Annotated in this window: 20 protein-coding genes and 1 riboswitch; of the genes, 9 read left to right on the top strand and 11 right to left on the bottom strand. The window is 62.6% G+C overall.

The annotated features are described in order from the left end of the window. Positions 1-115 precede the first annotated feature (115 nt). Positions 116-1,084, top strand: a complete 969-nt coding sequence (locus OKB87_RS10620) for a calcium/sodium antiporter (protein ID WP_039216106.1) — start codon at positions 116-118, stop codon at positions 1,082-1,084. A 66-nt stretch (positions 1,085-1,150) separates the two neighbouring features. Here the strand turns inward: OKB87_RS10620 and OKB87_RS10615 are convergent, their stop codons facing one another. Next, positions 1,151-2,302, bottom strand: coding sequence for a type III PLP-dependent enzyme (locus OKB87_RS10615; RefSeq protein WP_011705184.1), 1,152 nt, complete (start codon positions 2,300-2,302; stop codon positions 1,151-1,153). A gap of 497 nt (positions 2,303-2,799) precedes the next feature. Next, a riboswitch (glycine riboswitch) is annotated at positions 2,800-2,910 on the top strand. A gap of 249 nt (positions 2,911-3,159) precedes the next feature. Between OKB87_RS10615 and OKB87_RS10610 the strand changes: the two genes are divergently transcribed. After that, on the top strand, positions 3,160-4,536 hold the full coding sequence (locus OKB87_RS10610) for an alanine/glycine:cation symporter family protein (protein WP_270827388.1): 1,377 nt from the start codon (positions 3,160-3,162) through the stop codon (positions 4,534-4,536). A 108-nt stretch (positions 4,537-4,644) separates the two neighbouring features. On the opposite strand, the gene OKB87_RS10605 is transcribed toward OKB87_RS10610, so the two are convergent. Further along, a complete protein-coding gene (locus OKB87_RS10605) occupies positions 4,645-5,346 on the bottom strand; it encodes a lipoyl protein ligase domain-containing protein (protein ID WP_270827387.1) in 702 nt (233 codons plus the stop codon). A 100-nt stretch (positions 5,347-5,446) separates the two neighbouring features. Beyond that, positions 5,447-6,844, bottom strand: a complete 1,398-nt coding sequence (locus OKB87_RS10600) for a nucleobase:cation symporter-2 family protein (RefSeq protein WP_041218248.1) — start codon at positions 6,842-6,844, stop codon at positions 5,447-5,449. Positions 6,845-7,090: 246 nt separating this feature from the next. On the opposite strand from OKB87_RS10600, the gene OKB87_RS10595 reads away from it, so the two are divergent. Continuing rightward, positions 7,091-8,230: a GGDEF domain-containing protein gene (locus OKB87_RS10595; protein ID WP_236766010.1), complete on the top strand. Its 1,140-nt coding sequence runs from the start codon at positions 7,091-7,093 to the stop codon at positions 8,228-8,230. Between the two features lie 24 nt (positions 8,231-8,254). On the opposite strand, the gene OKB87_RS10590 is transcribed toward OKB87_RS10595, so the two are convergent. Then, complete coding sequence (locus tag OKB87_RS10590; protein WP_005298586.1) at positions 8,255-8,503, bottom strand: YciN family protein; 249 nt, start codon at positions 8,501-8,503, stop codon at positions 8,255-8,257. Positions 8,504-8,653: 150 nt separating this feature from the next. Further along, positions 8,654-10,033, bottom strand: a complete 1,380-nt coding sequence (locus OKB87_RS10585; RefSeq protein ID WP_270827384.1) for an MATE family efflux transporter — start codon at positions 10,031-10,033, stop codon at positions 8,654-8,656. A 120-nt stretch (positions 10,034-10,153) separates the two neighbouring features. Here OKB87_RS10585 and OKB87_RS10580 point away from each other — a divergent pair, with 120 nt between their 5' ends. Next, positions 10,154-11,011: a helix-turn-helix transcriptional regulator gene (locus tag OKB87_RS10580; protein WP_024944726.1), complete on the top strand. Its 858-nt coding sequence runs from the start codon at positions 10,154-10,156 to the stop codon at positions 11,009-11,011. 68 nt (positions 11,012-11,079) lie between these two features. Next, entirely contained in the window at positions 11,080-12,774 is a 1,695-nt protein-coding gene (locus tag OKB87_RS10575) for an NAD-dependent malic enzyme (RefSeq protein WP_011705191.1), read from the top strand. Positions 12,775-12,914: 140 nt separating this feature from the next. On the opposite strand, the gene OKB87_RS10570 is transcribed toward OKB87_RS10575, so the two are convergent. The 4 genes from OKB87_RS10570 to OKB87_RS10555 all read right to left on the bottom strand — a co-directional run bounded on the left by OKB87_RS10570 (position 12,915) and on the right by OKB87_RS10555 (position 17,559). Next, positions 12,915-13,970, bottom strand: a complete 1,056-nt coding sequence (locus tag OKB87_RS10570; RefSeq protein WP_011705192.1) for an OmpA family protein — start codon at positions 13,968-13,970, stop codon at positions 12,915-12,917. Positions 13,971-14,180: 210 nt separating this feature from the next. Next, positions 14,181-15,182: a porin OmpA gene (ompA, locus tag OKB87_RS10565; protein WP_016349943.1), complete on the bottom strand. Its 1,002-nt coding sequence runs from the start codon at positions 15,180-15,182 to the stop codon at positions 14,181-14,183. A 431-nt stretch (positions 15,183-15,613) separates the two neighbouring features. Beyond that, on the bottom strand, positions 15,614-16,654 hold the full coding sequence (locus OKB87_RS10560) for an OmpA family protein (protein ID WP_065476379.1): 1,041 nt from the start codon (positions 16,652-16,654) through the stop codon (positions 15,614-15,616). A 308-nt stretch (positions 16,655-16,962) separates the two neighbouring features. After that, complete coding sequence (locus OKB87_RS10555) at positions 16,963-17,559, bottom strand: hypothetical protein (protein ID WP_270827379.1); 597 nt, start codon at positions 17,557-17,559, stop codon at positions 16,963-16,965. A 258-nt stretch (positions 17,560-17,817) separates the two neighbouring features. On the opposite strand from OKB87_RS10555, the gene OKB87_RS10550 reads away from it, so the two are divergent. Together OKB87_RS10550 and OKB87_RS10545 are read left to right on the top strand one after the other, a co-directional pair. Then, positions 17,818-18,084: a helix-turn-helix domain-containing protein gene (locus OKB87_RS10550; RefSeq protein ID WP_005298604.1), complete on the top strand. Its 267-nt coding sequence runs from the start codon at positions 17,818-17,820 to the stop codon at positions 18,082-18,084. Positions 18,085-18,289: 205 nt separating this feature from the next. Next, positions 18,290-19,651, top strand: a complete 1,362-nt coding sequence (locus tag OKB87_RS10545) for a sodium-dependent transporter (RefSeq protein ID WP_039215335.1) — start codon at positions 18,290-18,292, stop codon at positions 19,649-19,651. A 94-nt stretch (positions 19,652-19,745) separates the two neighbouring features. Here the strand turns inward: OKB87_RS10545 and OKB87_RS10540 are convergent, their stop codons facing one another. Continuing rightward, positions 19,746-20,612: a patatin-like phospholipase family protein gene (locus OKB87_RS10540; protein ID WP_011705198.1), complete on the bottom strand. Its 867-nt coding sequence runs from the start codon at positions 20,610-20,612 to the stop codon at positions 19,746-19,748. Between the two features lie 33 nt (positions 20,613-20,645). Further along, positions 20,646-22,199, bottom strand: a complete 1,554-nt coding sequence (locus OKB87_RS10535) for a sensor domain-containing diguanylate cyclase (protein WP_270827378.1) — start codon at positions 22,197-22,199, stop codon at positions 20,646-20,648. A gap of 208 nt (positions 22,200-22,407) precedes the next feature. Here OKB87_RS10535 and OKB87_RS10530 point away from each other — a divergent pair, with 208 nt between their 5' ends. Both OKB87_RS10530 and OKB87_RS10525 read left to right on the top strand, forming a co-directional pair. Further along, a complete protein-coding gene (locus OKB87_RS10530) occupies positions 22,408-23,457 on the top strand; it encodes an efflux RND transporter periplasmic adaptor subunit (protein WP_024944721.1) in 1,050 nt (349 codons plus the stop codon). Continuing rightward, complete coding sequence (locus OKB87_RS10525; protein ID WP_270827377.1) at positions 23,457-26,576, top strand: efflux RND transporter permease subunit; 3,120 nt, start codon at positions 23,457-23,459, stop codon at positions 26,574-26,576. Before OKB87_RS10530 ends, OKB87_RS10525 begins: the two co-directional genes overlap by 1 nt. The last annotated feature ends 38 nt before the right edge of the window (positions 26,577-26,614 follow it).

The following is a 26,614-nucleotide window of genomic DNA, read 5'->3' as shown; positions in this document are numbered from 1 at the left end:
CGTCGTTTGATTTTTCCTTGAAATGGAAAGTCGGCCCGCTACACTGGGCCCACTTCTGCAAAGAGCCGGGCCATCGCCTGGCTCTTGCGTTTGCTGGCGATGGAATGGAGATGTTATGACCCTGGCTTTTGTTGCCCTGATTGCCGGACTGGCGCTGCTGGTCTGGAGTGCGGACAAGTTTGTCGATGGCGCCGCCGCCACCGCCCGTTATGCCGGCATGCCGCCGCTGCTGATCGGCATGGTGATCATCGGCTTTGGCACCTCGGCCCCCGAGATGGTGGTCTCCGCGCTGGCGGCCTCCCAGGGCAACCCCGGCCTTGCGCTCGGCAACGCCTATGGCTCCAACATCACCAATATCGCCCTGATCCTGGGGTTGACCGCCCTGATCAGCCCCATCGCGGTGGCCTCTCAGGTGGTGCGCAAGGAGATCCCCATCCTGCTCGGCATCACCCTGCTCTCCGGCGCCCTGCTGCTGGATGGTCATCTGGACCGTACGGACGCCGTCATCCTCGGCGTGGTGTTCGTCGGCCTGATGGGCTGGTCGATCCGGGCCGGCATGCGCGGCAAGGGGGATGCGCTGGATGCGGAAACCGAGGAGAGCATCGACAGCGAGGGGATGTCTCTCAAGGCGGCCATCGGCTGGCTCATCGTGGGGCTGGTGCTGCTGATTGCGGCCTCCCGCCTGCTGGTATGGGGGGCGGTGACCATCGCCCAGGCGCTCGGCATCAGCGATCTGGTGATTGGCCTCACCATCGTCGCCGTCGGCACCTCGCTGCCGGAGCTCGCCTCTTCGCTTATCGCCATTCGCAAGAACGAGCACGATCTGGCCCTTGGCAACGTGCTCGGCTCCAACCTGTTCAACACCCTGGCGGTGGTGGGGATCGCGGCGGGGATCCACCCGCTCGACGTGGCACCGGAAGTGCTCTCTCGCGATTGGAGCGTGATGATGGGGCTGACTCTGTTGCTGCTGGTGATGTGCCTGGGCCGCAAGGGGCAGGGGCGGATCAACCGGCTGGAGGGGGGCCTGCTGCTCGCCTGCTTCGTCGGCTACACCGGCTGGTTGCTGGCCAGCCAGTTCATCTAGCCGTTTGAGCTGGATGAAACGAAAGAGGGGAAGCCATGGCTTCCCCTCTTTGCATTCGGCCTGTTGTCAGGCGACTGCCACCAGCTTCTGTCCCTTCTGGCTGCTGTCCAGAATCAGGATGCTCGCCTTGGGGAAGAAGTTGAAGGTGGAGGCCGAGGCCCAGGTGTAGGCCCCCATCACCCGGCCCACCACCAGCTCGCCGATGGCCAGATCCGGCAGCATGATGCCGTCACGGATCACGTCCACGCTGTCGCAGGTGGGGCCGGAGAGCACCGAGTTGTGCAGCTCGCCGCGAGCCAGCGGAGTGCTCACCGGGTAGGTGACGTGATCGTAGAGCTGGCCGTTGTAGCTGCCGTAGAGACCATCATCCAGGTAGTACCAGATCTTGTCGCCGCGATGGGCCTTGCCCATCACGCTGGAGACCGAGGTCATGGCCGGCGCGCTGATGAAGCGGCCCGGCTCGGCAATCTTCTGCACCGTGGCCGGCAGCTTGGCCAGCGCCTCACGGATCGGCGCGCAGAAGCCGTCGATGTCGAACTCGCCGCCCTCATAATCCACCGGGAAGCCACCGCCGATATCCAGTACCCAGGGCTTGAGACCGAGCTCCCAGGCCTGCTCCATGATCTCGCGGCAGGCGTCGATGGCCTGCACGTGGCGACGGGCGTGGGGCACCTGGGAGCCGACGTGGAACGACAGCCCCATCACCTTGATGCCCTTGGCGTGGGCCAGTTGCAGCAGCGGCAGCGCCTGCTCCGGGGTGCAGCCGAACTTCTTGGAGAGATCGACCTTGGTCTCGGGGTTGGGGAAGCTGACCCGCAGCAGCAGTTTCACTTCGTCCTTGTAGGGGATGAACTTCTCCAGCTCCAGCGGGTTGTCGTAGACAAACACGGTGCAGCCGTACTCCAGCGCATAGCGGATGTCGCTGTCGCGCTTGATGGGATGGGTATGAATGCAGCGTCCCGGGCGGACACCCTGACTGCGCACCAGATCCACTTCGCCATTGGTGGCCAGGTCGAAACAGGCCCCCTCTTCCTTCAAGACAGAGACCACTGCCTCGTGGGGCAGGGGCTTGAGTGCATAGTGCAATCGTACATCGGGCAGGGCGGCCGCCAGGGCCCGATACTGTTTGCGGACGGCTGCCTTGTCGAGCAGCAGCAGGGGGGAGCCGAACTGTTCAACCAGCTGACGGTAATCTTGTGCTACCAGGGTCTCGTTCATTCTCTTTTGGTCATCCTTAGGGGGCGTGATATGCCCAAGCCATATGGGGTTGAACCGGCGACGGCCGGCTCAGGCGAGCGGTCCGGAGGGACCAACCAGGCACATTGCATAACTCCATTGCAAAGTGCTTAGTTATGCGCGGAATTATCGGCTTATTGCGTTTGTGTGCAACCCTTTTGATTGGATATGTCGGCAAGTTTTTCTGATCGAGACGAAATATCATCTTGATATGGCGGCCGCATCGGCTAGTGAAGCTGGGCCATCTGTGGCAAGTGGGAATAACTTATTGATAGTTAACGAACAAATAACAGATGGTTCGGTACGAAAAAAAACGGCGGCCGGGGTGGCCGAATGGGAGACAGCTCACACTTTTTGGATTAACATGCCCGCTTCCTAATCCAAACTAGTTCGGATGAAGGTAGCAGGAGAGCGATGGGCAACCATCCACCGAAGAAGTGAATCTTTCAGGTACCGGGCAACCGGTGTGGACTGCTACTGGACGATACTCTGGAGAGACCCGTTGAATCGGGCGCCGAAGGAGCAAGGCACCGTGATTGCATCGCAATCTGGCGCCGGAAACTCTCAGGCAAAAGGACAGAGGGGATGGGATGGTTGTACCTGAGCTTGGAACTGTTCACGATCTGTAGCGAGAGGTCGTCAGCAAGGCAAAGAGCAGCGCAGGAACCGGAGTGTATGTAAATACATTAGGCTTCCGAGCCGCGCATGAGCCTTGATCACGGCCTCGCAGCAAGAGTGTGAACACGTTCTTTGCCTGCATCCGATCGCCTTTGGGGATCGCGACACCTATGGGAAGATCATCCTTCTCCTCCTTAATTTCTGTTTCTTAAGGAGGATGCATGTCATCAATTCAATCGGCGCTCGCCGCCATCGATAGCTTTATCTGGGGTCCACCCCTGCTGATCCTGCTGGTCGGGACCGGTATCTACCTTACCCTGCGTCTGGGTCTGCTTCAGGTGGTGCGCTTGCCGCTCGCCCTGCGGCTGGTCTTTGGCCGCGATCAGGGTCAGGGCAAGCAGGGGGATGTCTCCAGCTTCGGCGCGCTCTGCACCGCCCTCTCGGCCACCATCGGCACTGGCAATATCGTCGGGGTGGCCACCGCCATCAAGCTCGGCGGCCCGGGTGCCCTGTTCTGGATGTGGATGGCAGCCCTGTTTGGTATGGCTACCAAGTACGCCGAGTGCCTGCTGGCGGTGAAATATCGCCAGCAGGATGCCAACGGCCAGATGGCCGGCGGCCCCATGTACTATCTGGAGAAGGGGCTCGGCTCCAGGCCGCTGGCCAAGCTGTTTGCCCTGTTCGGCATCGGCGTCGCCTTCTTCGGCATCGGCACCTTCCCGCAGGTGAACGCCATCAGTGACGCCATGAGCCTCTCCTTCTCGGTACCCCGTGAAGTGACCGCCGTGGTGCTGACCCTGATCGTGGCGCTGGTGACCCTGGGGGGCATCCAGTCCATCTCCAGCGTGTCGAGCAAGGTGGTGCCCTTCATGGCCATCTTCTACATCGTCGCCTGCCTCGGTGTACTGGTGAACAATGCCGCCGCCCTGCCGGAGGCGATTGCCCTGGTGATCGGGAGTGCCTTCACCGGCCATGCGGCCACCGGCGGCTTCGTCGGTGCCGGCATCATGCTGGCGATCCAGTCCGGGGTGGCGCGCGGGGTCTTCTCCAACGAGTCGGGACTGGGTTCTGCCCCCATCGCGGCAGCTGCTGCCAAGACAGATTCGTGCGTGGAGCAGGGACTGGTCTCCATGACCGGTACCTTCATCGACACCATCATCATCTGCACCATGACCGGTCTGACCCTGGTGGTGACCGGGGTGTGGAGCGGCGATGTGAGCGGCGCGGCCATGACCAGTCTGGCCTTTGTCCAGGGGCTCGATGCCCATGTCGGCCAGTATCTGGTGAGCATCGGCCTGTTGTTCTTCGCCTTTACCACCATCCTTGGCTGGAACTACTACGGCGAGCGCTGCACCGAGTACCTGTTCGGGGTGAAGGCGATCAAACCCTACCGCCTCATCTATCTGGTGCTGGTGGCGAGCGGCGCCTTCCTGCATCTGGACCTGATCTGGCTGCTAGCCGACATCGTCAACGGCCTGATGGCGGTGCCCAACCTCATCGGTCTCATCGGCCTGCGCCACGTGGTGATCGCCGAGACCCGCGCCTACTTCAGCCGGGACCGGGATACGGAGTCCGAGCCCGAGCCGCAGACGGCCTGACGCTGCGATCATCCATTCCAACGAAAAGCCACGACCCGGGTCGTGGCTTTTTTTGTGGGCGTTTTTGATGAGGGGCAGGTTGTGGTGCCCGGCAGCAGGGCGTTGGGCTCACTCCTGGGTCAGCAGCGCGGTGAGCCGGGCGCGCACCCTCTCCACCAGTTCGCCCTCGCTCCCCTGCCAAGCTATGGCTTGCGCGATGGTGGTGGAGGTGGCGGGGAGAAAGCGCAGCTCGCCGCCCGCCAGCTCGTAGAAGCGGCTCGCCATCCGGGTGCCTTCATCCACATTGCCGGCCACCAGCAGCATGGCTTGGGCCAGCACGGCCCCTTGGTGATCCTGACCCGGTGCCAGCCAGCGCTGGGCGGTGCCGGTCACCTTGCGACCCCCGATCACCAGATTGTACTGGCCATCGCAAAACGAGCCGGGCACGAAGTCATAGCTGCCCGCGAGACCGTACTCCCCCAGCAGGGCGAGCAGCGGTGCCCCCAGCAGCCGGTAGTAATGAGCCAGATCCGTGGTGGTGCGAGGCAGCATGAGCGACAGATTGAGGATGCCGGCGCCGTGGGGCACGGCGGTGCCGCCGCTGTCGCGCATATGCACGGGCCAGCCCTCGGCGGCAAGCTGCTCGCAGGCGGCCTGGTAGCGGGGCAAACGGGTGTCCTTGCGGGTGACGATGAGGCATTGGGGCGCCTGCCAGAGGTGGGCACGGGGCTGGCGGTCATGGGCGCATTCTCGCAGCCAGCGCTGCTCCTCGGCCAGGATTTGGTCGGGTGTCTGGTGGGCGGCTGGCGGGGGCAGCAGGGTATAAGGCATGAAAGGCATCCTTTGGCAGAGGCTGCCCAGCACAGTACGCGCGGGGGCAAACAAGGTAAAGCCCCGCATGGCGGGGCTTTGGTACAAGGATGGCGGAGTGTCAGGCCTGTGCGGCGGCGCGCTTGGGCAGCAGCAGGTTCATGATGATGGCGGTGAGGCCGCCGGTGGCGACGCCGTAGGAGAGCACGCTCTTGGCCAGATCCGGCAGGTGCTGCAGCACTTCCGGCACCTGTGCCACCCCGAGGCCCATGGCCAGCGACACTGCCAGGATCATCAGGGCGCGGCGGTCGAGCTCCTCGCGGGAGATGATGCGCACGCCGGCGGCGGCGATGGTGCCGAACATCACTATGGTGGCGCCCCCCAGCACGGGCTCGGGGATCTGCTGCACCAGGCTGGCCACCGCCGGGAACAGGCCGAGCAGGGCCAGCATGGCGGCGATAAACAGGCCGACGTGGCGGCTGGCCACCCCGGTCAGCTGGATGACGCCGTTGTTCTGGGCGAAGGTGGACATGGGGAAGGTGGAGAAGACCGCCGCCAGCATGGAGTTGGCACCATCGGCCAGCACGCCGCCCTTGATCCGCTCCATGTAGACCGGCCCTTCCAGCGGCTCGCCAGAGATGTCGGAGGTGGCGGTCATGTCGCCGATAGCCTCGAGCGCCGTCACCACGAAGATGATGGCGAGCGGCACGAACAGCTGCCAGTCAAAGCCGAGCCCGTAGTGGAGCGGGATCGGCACCATCAGCAGCGGGCCGTCGAAGGTGGGGGCGTTGACCTTGCCCAGCAGCAGCGCCACCGCATAGCCCACCAGCATGGCGATCATGATGGCGGAGAGGCGCAGCCAGGGATTGCGGCTGCGCTGCAGCAGCACGATGAGACCGAGCACCAGCAGGGAGAGGAAGAGGTTGGTGTGGCTGGCGAAGCTGCCGTCTGACAGGGCGCCGTAGCCGCCCCCCATGCTGATGAGGCCCACCTTGATGAGGGTGAGACCGATGAGCAGCACCACTATGCCGGTCACCAGCGGGGTGATGATCCGTTTGACCAGGTGCAGGAAGCGGCTCATCACGACGATGGTCAGGGCGGCCGCCAGCATGGTGCCGAACAGGGTGCCCAGCAGATCCTCGGTGGGCATGGCCGCCTGCTTGAGGGCGAGGCCGGAGGCGATGATGGGGCCGAGGAAGTTGAAGCTGGTGCCCTGTACCGAGAGCAGGCCGGAACCGAGGGGGCCGAAGCGGCGGGTCTGGATGAAGGAGGCGATGCCGGACATGACCAGCGACATGGAGACGATATAGCGGGTGTCGGCGGCAGGGAGGCCGAGGGCGTTGGCGATGATGAGGGGCGGGGTGATGATGGCGACAAACATGGCGAGCATATGCTGCAGGGCGGCGAACAGGGTCTGGGGCAGGGGCGGGACATCCTCTATGCCGTAGACCAGTTCGCTGTGGGCTCGCCTGGGTGGATGGGCCTCTCGGGTTGCGCGTACGGCGGCAGCCTGTTCCATAAATACCTCGAATGTGTGGGGGAGGGGGCAGAAAATTGGGCGCTATTTTAGTGATTGAGAACGGGCTGACCAGCGCTAATTCGGGTTGCAACGGGTTTATTTTTTGATGGGTTGAAACGTTTGCGCGTGGCGTTTATGATCCGCCGGTTTGTGTGACGACGCTCGCCCGGAAATGGGACCGGTTGCATAGGATTTTGCCGCCGCACGGCGTAGAATGAGCCCTCTGTTGCGATTTGGAGGCTCTGGATGCTGAAGCTGTCGGAGTTCTGGAGTGCCCGTGCCCACTCCGAAGATTTTACCCTGACCCGCATGGGCTTTATGACGGTGCGTCTTCGGCTGCTCACCTGTCTGTTGATGGTGGGCCTGCCCGCCTGGGCGGTGGTGGACTGGCTGACCTTGCCCTCCGCCCAGTTCGATGAACTGCTTCAGGCCCGGATCTTCTGCCTGCTCGCTCTCTCCCCGCTCATCCCCTTCTCCTACCTCATCCATTTCAGACGCGAACGCATGAAGCTGGCGCTCGGCTACCTGATGGCGGTGATGATGCTTTTCTCCCTCATCTGCCTGCACAGTTTCGGCGCGGATCAGGAACTGCAGGCGGGCTACATGGCCTTCCCCTACCTGCTCATCAGCCTGTTCGCCATCTTCCCCATTCCGCTCTCCCTCGGCCTGCAGCTGGCGGGGGGCATTCTGGTCACCATGCTGGCCGGCAACTGGCTGCTGGTGGGGCAGCCGCTCTGGAGCGTGCAGACCCTCAACCAGATCTGGCTGCTGGGGCTGTTCGCCCTGGCCAGCAGCTGGGTGCAGTGCGGCCAGCTCAACATGCTGCTGCAGCTCTACCGGGAGTCCACCACCGACGAGCTGACCGGCATGATGAACCGCCGCCTGCTGATGAAACAGCTGGAGAAGGCGAGGATGAGCATGATCCGCAAGCAGGCGCCGTTCGCGGTGCTGCTGCTGGATCTGGACCGCTTCAAGCGCATCAACGACACCTTCGGCCATCTGGCGGGGGATGCGGTGCTCAAGGAGGTGGCGGCGACCCTGGCGGAGCAGCTGGAGCCCGGCATGGTGCTGGGCCGCTACGGCGGCGAGGAGTTTGCCATCCTGCTGCCCAACTGCGCCGAGTTGGCCCAGGCCAAGCGGGTGGCCGAGCGGCTGCGGGTGGCGGTGGAGGCGCGGCTGGTGAAGAGCCCCACCTCCGACGAATTGCTGGAAGTGACGGTGAGTATCGGCCTGACTCTGGCCCTGCGCGGCGAGGGGGTGGAGGATCTGCTCAACCGGGCCGACGAGTGCCTCTACATGGCCAAGATGGCCGGGCGCAACTGCGTGGTGGGGGAGCTGGGTGGCAAGCCGGCACAGCCTGCCGCCATACAGACAGATGCCGCCTGAGGGCGGCATCTTGCTTGAGCGGGCTCAGCCCAGCTGGTACTTGCCGGAGAGCTGCTGGGCCAGCAGCTTGAACATGTTGAACACCGCCATGGTCTTGCCGGTCGGAGTACCATCTTCGGCCAGGAAGAACTCCCCCTTGAACACCAGGATCTCCCCCTTCTGCTCCACCGAATCGGCACGCATGCCGTGGATGAAGTCTTCGTGTTCCTTGATGATCTTGTTGGCCATCTCCAGCAGGGCAGTCTCGGTGATCAGCTCTTTTTGTGGTTGCATGCTCGTCTCCTTAAACGACTACTGGGCAGGGGCATAATATCGGTGCACGCGGTGCGCCCTGCCTCTGATTGAAGAGGGGGCCAGCATACTGCAAACGGGGATTTTCTGTCATTGATATGACCCCGCATTTTCCCGCTTTGCTCTCTTCCCTTATCCCAGCACCAGATTTCTGAGCCAGCGGCGCTGGCGAATGCGGCGCTGCACCAGCAGTACCTTGCTGAGCTCTTCCAGCAACACCACCGCCACCACCCAGGAGAGGGGCCAGCCCAGCAGGTTGACCGCACCCCAGGCGAGCGGCAGGCCGATGCACCACATGCCGACGATGTCGATGAAGATGCTGTAGTTCACATCCCCGCCCGAGCGCAGCACCCCTATGATGCCCACCATGTTGAACACCTTGAGCAGCATGCCCAGACACATGATGGCGAGCACCTGGCCGGCTTCCGTCATCAGCTCGCCCGGCAGGTTGCCGACCCACTGCAGCAGGTGGGTCTGCAGCAGCCAGACCGCGATTCCCACCAGCAGGGCACCGATGGGGGCGAGCAGCAGGAACAGCTGGGAGTGCTGCCAGGCAACCTCGTACTCTTCCGCCCCGAGCCGGTGGCCGAGCAGGGTGGAGCAGGCCACTGCCAGTCCGAAGAAGAGGGAGATGAGGATGCTCTCCAGTGTGCCGAGGGTGGTCATGATGGCCAGCGAGTCGGTGCCAAGGTGGGCGTAAAGAAAGCCGTAGAGCAGCATGCCGAAGGCCCAGAGCCCGTCGTGGAACAGGAGCGGCAGGGCGATCAGGGTGAAGCGCACCACCTCCTTGCGCTTGAAGGCGGCCAGCCAGTCATCTTTTCGCGGGATCAGGCGTGCCTCGTAGCGTCTCACGTAGAGCAGCAGCAGGGTCGTTTGCAGCAGCCGGGAAAGGGTGGTGCCCCAGGCCGAGCCGGCCACCCCCATCGCCTCGAAGCCGAAATGGCCGAAGATGAGGGCGTAGTTGAGGATGACGTTGGCGATGATGGCGATGATGCCGATGCGGGTGGGGGCGGCGGCATTGCCGACCGAGCGCAGCGCCGATTCCAGCGGCACCACCACGGCGGTGCAGAGGATGGTGGCGCCGGTGATCATCAGAAACTGGTCGGCCAGCTCGCGCAGCGCGGGCTCCTGGCTGGCAAAACCCAGTACGCTGCCCGGTGAGAGCAGGTAGACCAGGGCAAACGGCAGGCTCACCAGCAGGGCCCCCACCAGCGCCAGCGCCAGCGAGCGGCGCACCCCGGCCATCTCGCCGTGACCGTAATATTGTGCCGCCAATACCGAGACCCCGCCCGAGAGTCCCGCTATCACCAGCAGATTGAAGAAGAAGACCCGGTTACCCAAGCCGACCGCCGCCACAGCCGTGGTGCCAAGCTGGCTCACCATCATGATGTCGATGAGGCCGAGCAGGGAGAACATCATGGATTGCAGCGAGACCGGCAGGGCCAGCCGCCACAATCGGGTCATGAACTCACGATCGGTGGTTTGTTTTAAAATCGCTTGCCAATAATTCATTTATGTTAACCGGGTAGATAAAAAGCAAGGTTTGTCATGGGTATGATAGGGGCAGTGGCGGGCGGCTTCACTGTGAGCCTCTCTCGGCTTTCTTGTGTAAAACTATCCTGTTGAGGTCTTATGCCATTTGTCAGCGAGTGTCTGGAAATCGCCCCGGCCTGCGAGGAGCGGATGCTGGGGCGCGAAGGGCTGCCGCTGCTCGGCGAGGCGGGCATCTTCCTGACCGGGCTCTCGAGCATCCGCGACCACTACCTGATCCGTCGCAACCGGCCGGAGTTTCACATCCTGATGGTGAGTCACGACGAGGGGGGCGCCCTGCTCACCGATGGTGGCGAGCAGCCCATCCCGGCCGGTTCGCTCATCTTCCTGCCGGCGGCAGTGCCCGGTGGTCTCAAGCTGGTGGGGGCGCAGTGGCGCACCAGCTGGATCCTGCTGGATGACGTGCCGCGCTGGCAGCACCTGCACCGGCTCGGCCACCGTATCTGGCAGGGGGAGGAGGGGGAGCAACTCTATCACCTGCTCAGCCTGATGCAGGGGGAGGGCACGCGTTCACCGCTGCAGCCCCAACTGCTGAGCCTGCTGCTGGCGCTCCTGGAGCGTACCTTGCAGGGGGAGGTGCGCGGCACCCCGGAGCTCAGGCTGCAGGCGCTGTTTCGGCGGGTGGAGGCACGCCTCGACGAGCCATGGAGCGTGGCGTTGCTGGCCGACCAGATGGCCTGCTCGGTGCCCCATCTGCATCGGCTCTGCCAGCAGGCGTTCGGCATGGGGCCCATGGCGAAGGTGACCGAACTCAGAATGAACAAGGCGCGCCAGCTGCTGCTCTACACCAACTGGCCTCTCGGCGAGCTGGCCGGCCGGGTCGGTTACAGCGACGGCGCCAACTTTGCCAACCGCTTTCGCCGGCTCACTGGTCTGACCCCCGGCGCCTTTCGTCGCCTGGGTCGCAAACCTTTTGCAACGGATGTGCAAACTCTTTGAAATTAATGGCGCAAGCCCATAGGATCGGCGGACTCCTTCGTCCAGGTCATCGTTTAGGTACCCGATCCATGTTTGAAGATAATAACCAGAAACGTCCCCTCTACATCCCCTATGCCGGTCCGGCCCTGCTGGAGACCCCGCTGCTCAACAAGGGCAGCGCCTTCACCAGCGAAGAGCGCAGCAACTTCAACCTCGAAGGCCTGCTGCCCCAGAATATCGAGACCATCGAAGAGCAGGCCGAGCGGGCATACCGTCAGTTCATGGCGTTCGGCAACGACATGGACAAGCACATCTACCTGCGCAACATCCAGGACACCAACGAGACGCTGTTCTACCGGCTGCTGACCAACCACCTGACCGAGATGCTGCCGGTCATCTACACCCCGACCGTCGGCAAGGCGTGCGAGGAGTTCTCCAACATCTATCGCCGCGCCCGCGGCCTCTTCATCTCCTATCCGGACAAGGACAGGATCGATGACATGCTGCAGAACGCCACCAAGCAGAACGTCAAGGTGATCGTGGTCACCGACGGTGAGCGGATCCTGGGCCTCGGCGATCAGGGCATCGGCGGCATGGGCATTCCCATCGGCAAGTTGTCGCTCTACACCGCCTGCGGTGGCATCTCACCGGCTTACTGCCTGCCGGTGGTGCTGGACGTGGGCACCAACAACCAGCAGTTGCTGAATGACCCCTTCTACATGGGCTGGCGCAATCCGCGCATCTCGGGTGAAGAGTATGCCGAGTTCGTCGACGCCTTCATTCAGGCGGTCAAACGCCGCTGGCCCGACATCCTGCTGCAGTTCGAGGACTTCGCCCAGAACAACGCCATGCCGCTGCTCAATCGCTACAAGAACGAGCTCTGCTGCTTCAACGACGACATTCAGGGCACCGCCGCCGTGACCCTCGGCAGCCTCATCGCCGCTTGCAAGGCCTCCGGCGCCAAGCTCTCCGAGAAGCGGGTCGCCTTCCTCGGCGCGGGCAGCGCCGGTTGCGGCATCGCCGAGCAGATCGTGGCGCAGATGAAAGCCGAGGGGCTGACCGATGCCCAGGCCCGCAGCCGGGTCTTCATGGTGGACCGGTTTGGCCTCATCACCGACAAGATCCCCAACCAGCTCGACTTCCAGCGCCGCCTCTCCCAGCCGGTGGAGCGTATCGCCGACTGGCCGGTGGGGGACAACATCTCCCTGCTGGAGGTGATGGAGCACGGTCGCCCGGACATCCTGATCGGGGTCTCCGGCCAGCCGGGGTTGTTCACCGAAGAGGTGGTCAAGACCATGCACAAGCACTGTGCCCGCCCCATCATCTTCCCGCTCTCCAACCCCACCTCCCGGGTCGAGGCAACCCCGGCAGACCTCATCCGCTGGACCGACGGTCAGGCGCTGGTGGCCACCGGCAGCCCGTTTGCACCGGTGGAGTACAAGGGCAAGCGCTACGTCATCGCCCAGTGCAACAACTCCTTCATCTTCCCGGGGATCGGCCTTGGCGTCATCGCCGCCGGTGCCACCCGGGTGACCGACGCCATGCTGATGTCGGCCAGCCGCGCACTGGCAGAGTGCTCGCCGCTGGTGAAGGGGGAGGAGGGCTCCTTGCTGCCGGATCTGGCGGACATTCACCAGGTCTCCCGCTACATCGCCAAGATGGTGGCCAAGACCGCCATGCTGCAGGGCAAGGCGGTACAGACCCCGGACGAGGTGATCGATCAATCCATCGAGGCCAACTTCTGGCGCCCCGAGTATCGTCGCTATCGCCGTACCTCCTTCTGATTTCTGCGGGAAGGCGCAAAGCAAAAGGGATGCCTCGGCATCCCTTTTTTGTGCATCGTGTTGTGGGTGGGCTTGCTCACCACCTGTTGTTATCTGCACCTCTTCACACGTCTGGCACTGTGCTCTCTTCGTGGCTGGAATTACTGCTCGGCCGGGGCGGCGGCTGCCTCGGGGGCACCCTGAGTGCCGGTGACCCTGACTTCTACCCGGCGATCCGGTGCCAGGCAGTCGATGAGGGCGGCCCTGGCCTTGATGGCATCACACTGGCTGCCGGTGACCGGGTTGCTCTCGCCATTGCCCTGGATGCTCACCTTGTCGGCGGGCAGCCCCTTGCCGATCAGGAAGTTGGCGACCGTGCTGGCGCGGGCCTCCGACAGCGCCTGGTTGTTGGCATCCGACCCGATACGGTCGGTGTAGCCCATCACCACGGCGTTGCCATCCTTGGGCTTGACGTCGGCTATCTGCTGATAGAGCGACTCCAGCGCCTGCATCCCCTCCGGTTTCAGCTCCGCCTTGCCGAACGCAAACAGCACGTCCGAACTCAGGTTGAAGGTCTGATCCACCGGCTCGGGAGCGGGTGGTGGCGGGGGAACGACCATGGGGGCGGGAGCCGGCTCAACCGGTTTGCTGCGGTTGGGGTGGATCACCAGCTCCAGGGTGGCTGTGCTGATGTCGCTGACCCAGCGCTGGGTGCCGCTGCCCACCTTGTCATTGTCGGGATCGTCGCCGACCCGGACCATGTAGCGGTAGCGGGCCTGGATGTCGACCCAGTCGTGCAGCTTGGCGGTGAGGCCGAGACCGGCCAGCGGAGCCAGGTTGTTGTCGCCGCCGTTGATGGACTTGACGTGGTAGACATAACCGCCGCCCTCGGCGAACACCGAGAAGATATCCCCCAGCGGCAGCCGACCAATCACCGACAGGGTGGCGCCCTGGCTGCTGAAGTCGTTGCCCTGCACGTCCCAGTCACCGGTCGACAGGTAGCCGAGCTCAGCCCCCAGATTCTCGGTGAAGTTGTAGCCGCCGAACAGGGAGAGCGCGGTGGCATCCTTGCTCGCATCCTTGCCAAAGTCACCCAGATCGTGAGCGATGGCCCAGCCACCTCCCACCCCGGCGTACCAGTCGTTGTCCGGCGCCGCCTGTGCGCCCGTGGCTGCCAGTGCCAATGCAATCCAAACAGGTTTTACTCTTATGTTCATCGCGTATCCTCGTCGATGTCTGGTGTAGTAGGGCGCAAGCCCTGTTGTGTACAACCACCACTATTTATAGGCGATGCAGGGTTTTTAACCACTTAGGTGGTAGCGAGGATGGCAATGAGCGGGATCTGCGGGTCAGCCGAGGTACTCAGGGTGAGCACCAGGCAATAAAAAAGGAGGCCTGACGGCCTCCTTTTCGGTCACCAAGGTGACTTACTGGGTGACTTGCTGTACGCCGGTGACGCGCACTTCTACGCGGCGATCCGGGGCCAGGCAGGCGATCAGCTGGGCCTTGGCCTTGATGCCGTTGCACTGGGTGCCGGTGACCGGGTTGGCTTCGCCACGACCTTCGATGGCTACCTTGCCGGCGGGCAGACCCTTGCCGACCAGGAAGTCGGCCACGGTGCGGGCACGGGCTTCAGACAGCTTCAGGTTGTAGGCGTCGGAGCCGATGCGGTCGGTGTAACCAACGACCACGGCGCTGCCATCTTTCGGCTGTACGTCGACGATCTGTTGATACAGGGTGTTCAGGGCGGCAACGCCTTCCGGTTTCAGGGTGGATTTGCCGAAGGCAAACAGCACGTCTGAGCTCAGGGCGAAGTTCTTGTCGACCACGACCGGCTCAGGAACCGGCTCGGGAGCCGGTGCCGCTACCGGTGCCACGTAAGTGGAGCGGTTCGGGTGCATCACCAGTTCCAGGGTGGCCACGCTCATGTTGGTTTCCCAGGTCTTCTGCTCGTCACCCAGGTTCCACATGTAGCGGTAACGGGCTTGCAGATCGATCAGGTCAGAGAGCTTGGCGGTCACGCCCAGACCGGCCAGCGGCGCGGTACCGTTGTCGCTGCTGCCGTTGCCGTTGACGTGGTTGAAGTAGGCGCCGCCTTCTGCAAACACGGAGAAGATGTCGCCGAGCGGCAGACGAGCCAGACCGGACAGGGTTGCGCCCTGGGTCTTGAAGTCAACGCCATCGACGCCACCCTTGCCGGCGTAGAGATAACCCAGCTCGGCGCCGAAGTTATCGTTGAAGTTGTAGCCGCCAAACAGGGAGAGCGCGGTGGCATCCTTGTCGGCATCTTTGCCAAAGTCGTTCAGGTCGTGGCCATAAGCCCAACCAGCACCGATACCTGTGTACCAGTCGTTGGCAGCCTGAGCGGTGGAAGTCCCCATGGCCGCGATGGCCAGAGCAATCAGGGCGGGTGCCATTTTCATTTTCATCGTTTTATCCTCGTTGAGTTTGCCGTGCTAGGGCGTACTGCGCACTCTTCAGTTATACCGGTCACAAGTGACAATTCAGCTGCGACCGCCATGGTGAACCACGGTTGGCCTGAATGAAAAAAGAGATGGTTCCTGGATACTCACGAAGCCTTGGCTCCATGGACAACTAACCGGGCCGGAAGCACTTTTAATAGTTCATCCAATGCCTTACAAGCGGGGTTACTGTATTCTTTTGACTCGCGTCGATCAAGTTTCTGTACAGATATCCAGCGCTGGCGCGGCTCTGCACGGGGTGCTAGAAAACTGGCGGAGGGAAACGATTTGACAGAAAGTGACGCGCCTTGCTGTGTTTTTGGTCAGTTGGCGGCGGGGAGACAAACAAAAGGGGATGCCGTGGCATCCCCTTTTCGCATCATCTGAACGGAGTCAGATTACTTCTGAACTTCTTGTACGCCGGATACGCGAACTTCAACGCGACGGTCCGGAGCCAGGCAGGAGATCAGCTGAGCTTTGGCTTTCACGCCGTTGCACTTGGTGCCGGTAACCGGGTTGGCTTCGCCACGACCTTCAACAGCAACCTTGCTGGCGGCCATGCCTTTGCTGACCAGGAAGTTGGCAACAGTGCGAGCGCGGGCTTCGGACAGCTTCTGGTTGTAAGCGTCGGAACCGATGCGGTCGGTGTAACCAACGACAACAGCGTTGCCATCTTTCGGCTGGAATTCAACGATTTGCTGGTACAGACCGTTCAGGGCAGCAACGCCTTCCGGCTTCAGGCTGTCTTTGCCAAAGGCAAACAGCACGTCGGAGTTCAGGGCGAAGTTCTTCTCGACAACCTGCGGAGCCGGAGCCGGAGCCGGAGCTTCTTCAACAACCGGGGCCGGAGCCGGGGCTACGTAGGAAGTGCGGAACGGGTGGTATACGGCTTCCAGGGTCGCAACGCTCTGGTTGGACTTGTAGCGTACGTCGTCCGGGGCATCGCCTGCGTGCAGGTCAGCTACGTCCCACATGTAGCGGTAACGAGCTTGCAGATCCAGCGCGTCGTTAACCTTGTAGGTCACGCCCAGGCCGGCCAGCGGGGATACTTTGGTGTCGCTGGTGCCCAGACCGTCGGTGTGAGCCCAGTAGGCGCCGCCTTCAGCGAAGGCAGAGAAGTCGCCGCCCAGCGGCAGACGAGCGATACCGGACAGGGTGGCACCCTGGTTCTCGTAACGCAGACCGTCGGTGTTGCCGCGGCCAGCGTACTGGTAGCCGAACTCGGTACCGAAGTTTTCGGTGAAGTTGTAACCGACGAAGGCGTTGGCAGCAGCAGCGTCTTCAGTACCAGCGTAACCGCCACCACCGATCTTGTTCAGACCGTTGAAGTGGGCAGCACCGGCACCGGCACCGAAGTAGATGTCGTCAGCGGCGTGAGCTGCAGTTGCACCCATGGCAGCCATGGCGATGGCGATCAGGGAAGGAGCCATTTTCATCATAAAAAAATCCTCGTTGAGATGGCACGTTGTTCACGTGCTTCGCACTTTTTAATTTATGTAAGCTGCAGGCTCTGCCGAACAACAGCGTTGAGTCTGGCAGGGATCCCGGATCCATCCGGGAGGCACACATTCCTGGTGCACAAGCGAGCGGGTGGCAGCGTAAGCAATGCCTTCAACCCTTCACGAACAGCCGATGTCATTCCGATGACGTGGCGCACTCTATGCCGATTTCAAAACATGATCAAGCTCACACATAATCCATATGGCAAATTGTGTCGTGTGGATAACTGGCTGTTTATCCAAATTAATTAGTGATCCAAATAGGCTCGGTGCAGTCTCTTCTCGAGTTTCATATAGGCCTGAACCCAGTCAGATTGCGCCATGGCGGGAAATTCCCTCGCCTGGAACACGGCCAGGTAATCGGCCTCGGTTGCTTCGCACAGTAAGGGTGTAAAACTGCACAAAAAATGACGGGCCAGATAGGGATCGAGCGGCCAGATGTTGAGGATGGCTCGCGCCACAGGCTGTACTGCAGCTGAACAGCAGAAATGCAGGTGGCCTGCTTCGAGCCAGTTGGCCATCTCGGCCAGACCGTTGACGGGGACCAGGCCGCCATCGCCCAGCTCTTTGGCCAGTACCAGATGCTGGCCATTGCCAAGCAGCAGGGTTCCATCTTCCTGCATGATGCCGTCGTGACTGCGCAATGGCAGCCCGGTTGCGGGCCGCTCAAGAAACAGGCTGCTCTTGTCATCGAGCGCAGCCAAAACTGCTGTCGCCTGATCATGCAGCACTGCGGGCAACCAGAAGGCCTCGGCACGAGTCTGCTGGCCTTGCTGCAGTTGGCGAGCGAGTTCTGCGGGGGAGGTGACTGGGTGTAAACAGGAGATTATGCCGGGAAGCGCCATGAGTTCTTACTCTTAAGGGATAGCCGGCGAATTATACGAGTTATTCCTGTGGCAACAATAAAGGTTTCTTTTCGAGACTGTTTACCTGAGGCGGTTGAGCGATTACCATCCCCGATGTTTGCAAGGGTTGTCGTCGAAAGACGCTGATTAAAGATAGAGGCTCGACCATAACGAGTCCGTTCAAAACTGATACACTTGACTACGAGTCGTCGCGAAAAATAAAGGTGGAGTCAATCCGCCGTACGGAGTATGGAACACATGAATTCAAATATCGTAACTGTTGGCAAGAAGATCCGTCAGATCCGTGAAGCGGTCGGCCTGAGCCGTCCCAAGTTTGCAGATCTGCTGGGCGTTCCCCCGACCACCCTGAAGAACTACGAACTGGGTTATCGTGAAGTTGGTGGCGCCTTCCTGGTGGCACTGGCTCATCACCCGGAACTGCACAAGTTCACCCTCTGGCTGCTGGCCGACAAAAAAGTCGCCGAAATCGGTCAGATCGGCCCGGACGATATTGCCAAGGCTTGATTTGATTGAGCTTTGACAAAAATGCCGCCATCGAGGCGGCATTTTTTTATCCATCAAATAACCAGCGAAATTAATTAAATTTGGCTAATTGTGCTCTCACCAAGGCTTTTCACGAAAATACCTTGGCAAGCCGGATTAATCCTCAGAAAATTCTGACCGCTAAAATTAGCGGTATCCCTCGCATGATGCGCACAGTGAGACAAGCATGAGTCAAATCCCTCCCAAGGCCAGAGATGGCTTTACCAGCAAATTCGGCGTCCTTGCCGCCACCCTGGGCTCAGCCGTCGGGCTGGGAAATATCTGGAAGTTTCCCTACTTGACGGGCGAAAACGGCGGCGCCGGTTTCCTGCTGGTCTATGTCATCGCGACGCTGCTGGTCGGGCTGCCGGTGATGATCTCCGAGATCATGCTGGGGCGCAAAGGCAAGTCCGATGCCGTCACCACCCTCAGCAAGCTGGCCCCCAAGGGGCAGCCCTGGTGGTTGATCGCGGCCATGGGGGTGCTGGCCGCCTTCCTTATCATGTCTTTCTATTCCGAGGTGGCAGCCTGGGTCTTTGCCTACATCTTCAAGGCCGTTGACGGCTCCATCCTGTCGACCGATCCCAAGGTGACCGGGGCGGCCTTCGGGGCGCTGATCAGCGACCCGCTGCAGAGTCTGCTCTGGCAGTGGCTGGTGCTGGCCTTGATGGGCGGCATCCTGCTGATGGGGGTCTCCAAGGGGATCGAGGCGGTCACCAAGAAGCTGATGCCGGTGCTCTTCATCCTGCTGCTTGTTATCGGCATCCGCAGTCTGACCCTGCCGGGTGCGAGCCAAGGGCTGCATTTTCTGTTCTCACCGGATTTTTCCAAGATAACGGCCGGGGTGGTGCTGACCGCCATGGGGCTCGCCTTCTTCAAGCTCTCCATCGGCATGGGTTGCATGATGACCTATGGCAGCTACTTTCGGGATGATCAGAACATCCCGCTGACCACCTTCCGGGTGATGTGCGCCGACCTGTTCGTCTCCATGCTGGCCGGCATCGCCATCTTCCCGGCGGTGTTCGCCTTCGGTTTTGAGCCCACCGCCGGTCCCTCCCTGCTGTTCATCACCATTCCGGCGGTCTTTGCCAGCATTCCGTTCGGTCACCTGTTCATGGTGCTGTTCTTCGTGCTCTCCGCCATCGCCGCCACCGGCGCCATGCTCTCGATTCTGGAAGTGCCGGTCTCGGTGGTGTCAGAGCGATTTGGCATGAGCCGCCCCAAGGCGACCCTGCTCAACCTGCTGGTGCTGGGGGCGGTGGGGTCGACCTGCGCGCTCTCCAACAGCTCGCTGGCGGACGTTCATATCGCCGGCAAGACCTTCTTCGACCTGTTCGATTTCGTCTCCTCCAACGTATTGATGCCCCTTGGCGGCATCTTCCTCTGCCTGTTCGTGGGCTGGGTGTGGGGCTTCGAGCGAATGAAGGAGGCGCTGACCAACGGTGGAGAGCTGGAGCTGGCGATCCTCAAGCCGCTGTTCTTCATCATCCGTTACGTGTCGCCGCTGCTGATCCTGATCGTGATGCTCAAGGGGTTGGGGCTGTTCTAGCCAGCCGTGCTGGGCCCACGGTTCCCACAGCGAAAGAGCGCCGCAAGGCGCTCTTTTTATTGGGGATGTCCCGTCTTGCAGATGGTGAAGCGTACTAGAGCACACCGAGGCGGCCGAGCTCATCCTTGAGCTGGTCGAGGTTGCGCTCGACGCAGGCCTCACCCTCGTTGATGGCGTCGCTGGCGCGGTGGAAATCCATGATGGAGAAGCTGCCAAGGCGCGGGCAGAGCTGGATCTCGGGCGGGTCGCCTGCCATCCGGGCACGGGTGATGCGCTCCTGCATGATGTTGATGGAGCCGGTCATCACACTCCACATGCCCGGCGTGTTGGGGCTGTCGCCCCGGTTGAACCACTGGCTGAAGCGGTTGCCGCCGCTCGGTTCATCCGGCTCGTCGGTCCAGGGCTGGTGCATGTCGGCGTTGAGGTTGACGGCGATCACCACTTCGGCCCCCATGGCGCGGGCCAGCGAGATGGGCACCGGATTGACCACGGCGCCGTCCACCAGCCAGCGATCCTCGACCCGGGTCGGAGTCAGGATGCCGGGCATGCCGCAGGAGGCGCGTACGCACTGGCGCAGCGGTCCCTGCTGCAGCCAGATCTCGCGGCCGGTATCGAGCTCGGTGGCGACGCAGGCAAAGGGGAGCGGCAGCGTCTCGATGGCGGGATCGCCCAGGTGGTTGGCGGCGATGCCGAACACCTTCTCGCCGCGAAACAGGCCGCCAGAGAGGGCCGGGTCGAGCAGGCTGACCACCTGCAAGCGGCTGAAGCCGCGTACCCAGCTCTCCAATTTATCCAGTTCACCGGCGGCATAGGCGGCGCCGACAAAGCTGCCGATGGAGCATCCCGCCACCAGATCCGGTTTGACGCCGAGCCGCTCCAGCGCCCGTATGATGCCGATGTGTGCCCATCCACGGGCTGCGCCGCTGCCAAGAGCCAGTCCCACACGGGGTTTTCGTGCCACTTTGTCTCTCCAGGAGTGAATGAGAAAACCAGCTTACCCGCAGTTGCCGGCGCCGTCATCCTGCCAGCGTTCGCTGCGATTGCGACCGTTGGTCTTGGCCTGATAGAGCGCCACGTCGGCCCGCCGAATGGCCTCCTGCAACTGGGTATCGGTAGTGCTGTGGTGATAACCCAGGCTGACGGTCACCGCCAGGGCCGGCGCCAGCTCCTGCCAGGGGTGGCGGGCGATGCGCAGACGCAGCTGCTCGGCCAGCTGGTCGAGTGGTTCCCCCCCTTTGGCCGCCAGCAGCAGAAACTCCTCGCCGCCCCAGCGGATCAGGGCGTCTTCCCGGCGCAGGTGCTGCTGGCACAGGCGCACCAACTGGATCAGCACCTGATCGCCCACCTCGTGGCCAAAGCGGTCGTTGACCTGCTTGAAGTGATCGCAGTCGAACATGATCACCCCGACGCTTCCCCCGCGCTGCTGATGGCGGCGCTCAAACTCATCGAAGTAGTGGCGGTTGAAGGCGCCGGTCAGGGCATCGTGGCGAGAGAGGTAGTCGAGCTGCCGGTTCAGGCGGCGGGACTTGAGATTGGCAAGCACGGCCCAGGCCATGAAGAACAGGGCGATCAGGGTCGGGGCGGACTGGCAGAGCAGGGCCCACAGCAGGGAGGACAGGGGGATGCGGTGGAGCAGGGTGAGCTCGGTGTCAGGAATGTCGTACTGGAACTGAAAGGCCCCCTGCTGCCAGTGGTAGCCATCCCGAGCCTTTGACGGCTTTGGGACCAGCCCCTCCTCCTGTGCGTTGCTGGCCAGGATCTGCTGATGCTGGTTGATCAGAAACAGGCAGCCGATACCTGGGGTGGATTCCCGTAGCAGCTGCTTCAGCCGGGAGAGCAGCACATCGATGCTGATGACCCCCACCAGCACCTGATCTTTCACGATGGGCTGAGACAGGGTGATCATCTGGCCTGCGCCGGCAAAGTCCTCGTAGGGGCGCGAGACGGTGGCGCGCAGGCTCTTCTCCTTCTGCTTCAGGGCATCCTGCCAGTAGGACTTGAGATAGATGTTGCGCCGAAAGTGAAACTGGCTGGTGGGAACCCAGGGGTAGAGGTAGATGAAGTCATCGACCCCGGTGAAGTAGATCCAGCCAACCTTGTCCCCCAGCAGCTTGCTGGCGGTGGAGAGCAGGGGGGAGAGGCTCAGCGCCAGGTGCAGCCTGGCGGCGCGTGGGCTGCCGGGGGCTGGCAGCGGTCCCAGTCCGGTCAGGTTGCCGCTCAGCCCCTTGGGCAGGTTGGCGGGCACCCGATCCAGCGCAAAGCCCTGGTCGCCATTCTCCCGCAGGGCGCCGTAGAGCTGCTGGGTGAGGGCGGATTGCGGGTTGCTGCGCAGCCGCTCTTCTGCCTGACCGCGCATCGCCTCGAGAAAGGTTTCCATCTGCTGAAACTGGGATTTCAAGCGGGAGGCGGTGCTGAGGGTATCGCTCTGATAATGGTCGGTGACCTGGGTCAGGGTCAGCTTGAGAGTGATGGCCAGCAGCAGGGCGACGAAGGCGCAGAGCAGCCATTGCAAACGATAGGTAACAAAATGAGATCTGGGTTCAGGCATAGGCGTTAGGCGGGATCCGGACAGGTTCGGAGCATCAGTTTAGGGCACAATCGTGAAGCCCGTCTTCTGCTACTGCTATTTCAATCAAATATCGCCGTTTCTGTTACGTTTTGTCACATTTATACATAGTCACGGCATAGTCAGGGGGTAACATGGTGACCATCATTGATGAAGTGCCCTCTTTTCTCTTAATTTCATGGATTGCTTGATGAAAATGCGTATATGGCTGGTGCTTGCCTGCCTCTCTCTGCTGATTTCCGCCGGCTGGTATTACCGCCACTCCGCCCCTGCCGGCAAACCCCAGCCACGTCAGGTCAACATCAGGGCGCAGACGGTCAGCCAGAGCCTGGCCGAACCCTCCATCAAGCTGGTGAGCAAGCTGGCCGCCAATCGCTCCGTGGTGATAAGCCCGGAGGTGACCGGCCGCATCGTCAAGATCGCGGTGCGCTCCGGCCAGCAGGTCAAGCAGGGGGACGTACTGATCGCCCTCGACGCCGGCAAGCAGCAGGCGGAGCTGGCCGAGCAGAGCGCCAGCGTGCGCGACGAGAGCCGCAAGCTGCGGGACATGCGCCGGCTGGTGGCGCGCGGTGCCATCACCACTTCCGAGCTGGAAGGGCAGGAGGCTACGGTCGCCCAGGCTCAGGCCCGCGCCGATGCCGCCAAGTACGAACTCTCCCTGCGCACCCTGCTGGCGCCGTTCGACGGCTCGGTCAGCCTCATCGATCTGAGCGAAGGGGCCCTGGTCAACAGCGGCGATACCCTGCTCCACCTGGACGAGCTGGCCAAGCTGCGGCTCGATCTGGCGGTGCCTGAGCGCTACCTCTCGCTGCTGCGCCCCGGCATGGCGGTGACGGCGACCAGTTCGGCCTGGCCGGATCAATCTTTTCGCGGCGTGCTGGAGACGCTGGACAGCCGCGTTTCCAACGATACCCAGAACATCAAGGCGCGGGTGATCATCCCCAATCCTGACGGCCAGCTGCGCCCCGGTATGCTGCTCAATGTCGAGCTCTCCCTGCCGCCACAGAAGATGACCCTGATCCCGGCCCAGTCGGTGGAGTATGCCGGCGAGCAGCGCTTCGTCTATCGTCTCGAACCCAATGGCAAGGTCAAGCGGGTGCCGGTGGTGCTGGGGGATACCCATGGTGAAGAGGTGTGGGTGACCGAAGGGCTCAAGGTGGGCGATCGCATCGTGGTCGAGGGGCTGGTCAACCTGCGTGACGGCGTCAGCGTGCACGATCTGGCGGAGGTCAAAGGCTGATGTGGCTCTCCGATATTTCCGTGCGCCGCCCGCTGGTGGCGGTGGTACTGAGCGCGCTGCTCACCGTGTTCGGTCTGGTGGCGTTTTCCAAGCTGACGGTGCGGGAGATGCCGGACGTGCAGACCCCGTCCGTCTCCATCACCACCATGTACGAGGGGGCCGCCCCCGCCGTCATGGAGAGCCAGGTCACCAAGCCCATCGAGGATCAGCTCTCCGGCATCAGCGGCATCAAGAACATCAACTCGGTGACCCGCAAGGGGCGCTCAGTCATCACGGTGGAGTTCAAGCTCGGCTGGAACATGGTGGAGGGGATCTCCGATGTGCGCGACGCCATCTCCCGCGCCCGCCCCAAGCTGCCGGACGAGGTGGATGAACCCCTGGTCACCAAGGACAACGGCAACGGCGACGTGGCGGTCTGGCTCAACTTCAGCAGCACCCAGATGGACCGCACCGCCATGACCGACTACGCCAACCGGGTACTGGTAGATCCCTTGAGCCTGGTGGACGGGGTGAGCGAGGTGTCGCTCTCCGGCGATCTGACCCAGGTGATGTACGTGCGGCTGCGCCCATCCGACATGGCGGCGCGCGGCGTCACGGTGGCGGACGTGCAGGACGCCCTCAAACGCGAGAACATCGAGCTGCCGGGCGGCGAGATCCGCAACAACAGCATGACCATGGCGGTGCAGATTGCCCGGCTCTACCACACCGCCGCCGATTTCCAGGCGCTGCAGGTGCGCACCGCCACCAACGGCCAAAGCATCTATCTGGCTGACATCGCCGATGTGGAGGTGGGCGCCAAGAACGAAGACAGTGCCTACCAGCGCAACGGCCGCGAGAGCTTGGGGATAGGCATCGTCGCCCAGTCCACCGCCAACCCGCTGGCGGTGGCGCAGGGGGTCGAGAAGAAGATGGCCGAGATGCAGCGCTTCCTGCCGGAGGGGGCAACGCTGGAGGTCGACTACGACTCCACCATCTTTATCAAGCAGGCCATCGACGAGGTGTACGAAACGCTCGCCATCTGCGCCGTGCTGGTAGTGGCCGTGCTCTACCTGTTCCTGGGGCAGGGGCGCACCACCCTCATTCCGGCCATCACGGTGCCGGTCTCTCTCATCTCGGCCTTTATCGGGGCCTGGTATCTGGGTTTTTCCATCAACCTCATCACCCTGTTGGCGCTCATTCTCGCCATCGGCCTGGTGGTGGATGATGCCATCGTGGTGGTGGAGAACATTCACCACCATCTGCAGCGCGGTGAGCCGCCCCTGCTGGCCGCCTGGCACGGCACCCGCGAGGTGGGCTTTGCGGTGATCGCCACCACCGCCGTGCTGGTGATGGTGTTTGTGCCCATTGCCTTCATGGATGGCATGGTGGGCCGGCTCTTTACCGAGTTCGCCATCCTGCTCTCCCTGGCGGTGCTCTTCTCGTCGCTGATCGCGCTCACCCTGACCCCGGCCATGGGCTCCTGGCTGATGCGTTCGGTGGATCGGCCCAACCGGTTGACGGCGGCGCTCGATCGCGGCCTCGGCTGGGTGGAGACCCACTACCGCCGGCTGCTCGGCTGGATGCTGCGCCACTCGCGCTGGACCCCTCTGGTGTTGGTGCTCTGCCTGGGCGGCATCGGTGCCCTGTTTGCCCAGCTGCCCACCAGCCTGACCCCGACCGAGGATCGGGGCGTGCTCTACGTGTTCGTCAAGGGGGCCGAGGGCACCAGCATCGAGCGGATGAAGCGCAACATGCAGCAGGTGGAGGCGGCCATCATGCCGCTGCTCGGCAAGGGGGTGGTGCAGGCCATGAGCTTCAGCACCCCGGCCTTCGGCCGCGGCGGCGATCAGACCGGCATGGCCATCATCCAGCTCACCGACTGGGCCGAGCGGGATGAGACCGCCACCGAATTTGCCAAGTCCCTGAGCGGGCGGCTGGCCGGTATTCCGGACGTGATGATCCGCACCTTCCAGCCGGGCTTTCGCGGCGGCTCCACCGCGGCGGTACAGTTCGTACTGCAGGGCTCTGATTACGCCGAGCTCTATCAGCAGGGGCTGGCCCTGAAAGAGGCGGCAGCCCAGAGCGGTCTGATGGAGACGCCGGATCTCGACTATGCCGAGAAGACCCCGGAGCTGCAGGTGACCATAGAGCGGGATCGGGCCAACCAGCTTGGCATCCCGGTCTCCACAGTGGCGAGCTCTCTGCAGGCCCTGCTCGGCGGCATCAGCCAGACCACCTATGTGGACAGGGGTGAGGAGTACGACGTCTATCTGCGTGCCAATCAGCGCGACTTCAACGGCGTCTCCGACTTGAGCCGCATCTACCTCAAGGCGGCCAATGGCGAGATGGTGACCCTCTCGACCCTGGCCACAGTCAAGCAGGTGGCGAGCCCGCAGCGCCTCAACCACTACCAGCGTCAGAAGGCGGTGACCCTGACCGCGGATCTGGCGCCGGGCCACACCCTCGGTGAGGCGCTGGATTACCTGGACCGCTGGGCCAGCGCCAACCTGCCAAGCGGCATGACGGTGGATTATGCCGGCGAGTCCAAGGACTATCGCGACAACCAGGGCGAGATGGTGATGGTGTTCGCTCTGGCCCTGCTGGTGGTCTATCTGGTACTGGTGGCCCAGTTCGAGAGCATGCTGACCCCGGCGGTGGTGATGGTGACGGTGCCGCTCGGCATCTTCGGTGGCCTGCTCGGCCTCTGGCTGACGGGGCAGGAGATGAGCATCTACAGCCAGATCGGCATGATCATGCTGATCGGCATGGTGACCAAGAACGGCATCCTGATCGTCGAGTTCATCAACCAGCTGCGCCAGCGCGGCGAGGGGTTCGACGAGGCGATCATCAAAGGTTCGGTGCGCCGCTTGCGTCCGATCCTGATGACCTCGCTCACTGCCATCATAGGGGCCGTGCCGCTGATGCTCTCCATGGGGGCGGGGTATGAAAGCCGGATGTCGGTGGGAACCGTGGTCTTCTTCGGCCTCTCCTTGGCGACTTTGGTGACCCTGCTGCTGGTGCCCGCCATCTACCATCTGCTGGCCAAACGGGCCGGCATGACCGGGGCGCGGGATCAACAGGTGGACGAGGCGCTGGCGGCCAGCGAGGCCGCCTCGCAGCAGGACAAACCGGCGGCCTGATGCCTACACCCATATAGGTGAAAAGCACTGCAAGCTGA

Source organism: Aeromonas sp. Y318-1, from assembly GCF_027706125.1.
Lineage (GTDB): Bacteria > Pseudomonadota > Gammaproteobacteria > Enterobacterales > Aeromonadaceae > Aeromonas > Aeromonas hydrophila.
This window is presented reverse-complemented; position numbering and strand designations above follow the sequence as displayed.

Coding starts and splice junctions, on each gene's coding strand:
- OKB87_RS10605 (WP_270827387.1), bottom strand. CDS start 5,346: ATGCCTTATACCCTGCTGCCCCCGCCAGCCGCCCACCAGACACCCGAC.
- OKB87_RS10545 (WP_039215335.1), top strand. CDS start 18,290: ATGAGTCAAATCCCTCCCAAGGCCAGAGATGGCTTTACCAGCAAATTC.
- OKB87_RS10620 (WP_039216106.1), top strand. CDS start 116: ATGACCCTGGCTTTTGTTGCCCTGATTGCCGGACTGGCGCTGCTGGTC.
- OKB87_RS10525 (WP_270827377.1), top strand. CDS start 23,457: ATGTGGCTCTCCGATATTTCCGTGCGCCGCCCGCTGGTGGCGGTGGTA.
- OKB87_RS10585 (WP_270827384.1), bottom strand. CDS start 10,033: ATGAATTATTGGCAAGCGATTTTAAAACAAACCACCGATCGTGAGTTC.
- OKB87_RS10535 (WP_270827378.1), bottom strand. CDS start 22,199: ATGCCTGAACCCAGATCTCATTTTGTTACCTATCGTTTGCAATGGCTG.
- OKB87_RS10560 (WP_065476379.1), bottom strand. CDS start 16,654: ATGATGAAAATGGCTCCTTCCCTGATCGCCATCGCCATGGCTGCCATG.
- OKB87_RS10590 (WP_005298586.1), bottom strand. CDS start 8,503: ATGCAACCACAAAAAGAGCTGATCACCGAGACTGCCCTGCTGGAGATG.
- ompA (WP_016349943.1), bottom strand. CDS start 15,182: ATGAAAATGAAAATGGCACCCGCCCTGATTGCTCTGGCCATCGCGGCC.
- OKB87_RS10580 (WP_024944726.1), top strand. CDS start 10,154: ATGCCATTTGTCAGCGAGTGTCTGGAAATCGCCCCGGCCTGCGAGGAG.
- OKB87_RS10530 (WP_024944721.1), top strand. CDS start 22,408: ATGAAAATGCGTATATGGCTGGTGCTTGCCTGCCTCTCTCTGCTGATT.
- OKB87_RS10595 (WP_236766010.1), top strand. CDS start 7,091: ATGCTGAAGCTGTCGGAGTTCTGGAGTGCCCGTGCCCACTCCGAAGAT.
- OKB87_RS10550 (WP_005298604.1), top strand. CDS start 17,818: ATGAATTCAAATATCGTAACTGTTGGCAAGAAGATCCGTCAGATCCGT.
- OKB87_RS10570 (WP_011705192.1), bottom strand. CDS start 13,970: ATGAACATAAGAGTAAAACCTGTTTGGATTGCATTGGCACTGGCAGCC.
- OKB87_RS10615 (WP_011705184.1), bottom strand. CDS start 2,302: ATGAACGAGACCCTGGTAGCACAAGATTACCGTCAGCTGGTTGAACAG.
- OKB87_RS10575 (WP_011705191.1), top strand. CDS start 11,080: ATGTTTGAAGATAATAACCAGAAACGTCCCCTCTACATCCCCTATGCC.
- OKB87_RS10610 (WP_270827388.1), top strand. CDS start 3,160: ATGTCATCAATTCAATCGGCGCTCGCCGCCATCGATAGCTTTATCTGG.
- OKB87_RS10555 (WP_270827379.1), bottom strand. CDS start 17,559: ATGGCGCTTCCCGGCATAATCTCCTGTTTACACCCAGTCACCTCCCCC.
- OKB87_RS10600 (WP_041218248.1), bottom strand. CDS start 6,844: ATGGAACAGGCTGCCGCCGTACGCGCAACCCGAGAGGCCCATCCACCC.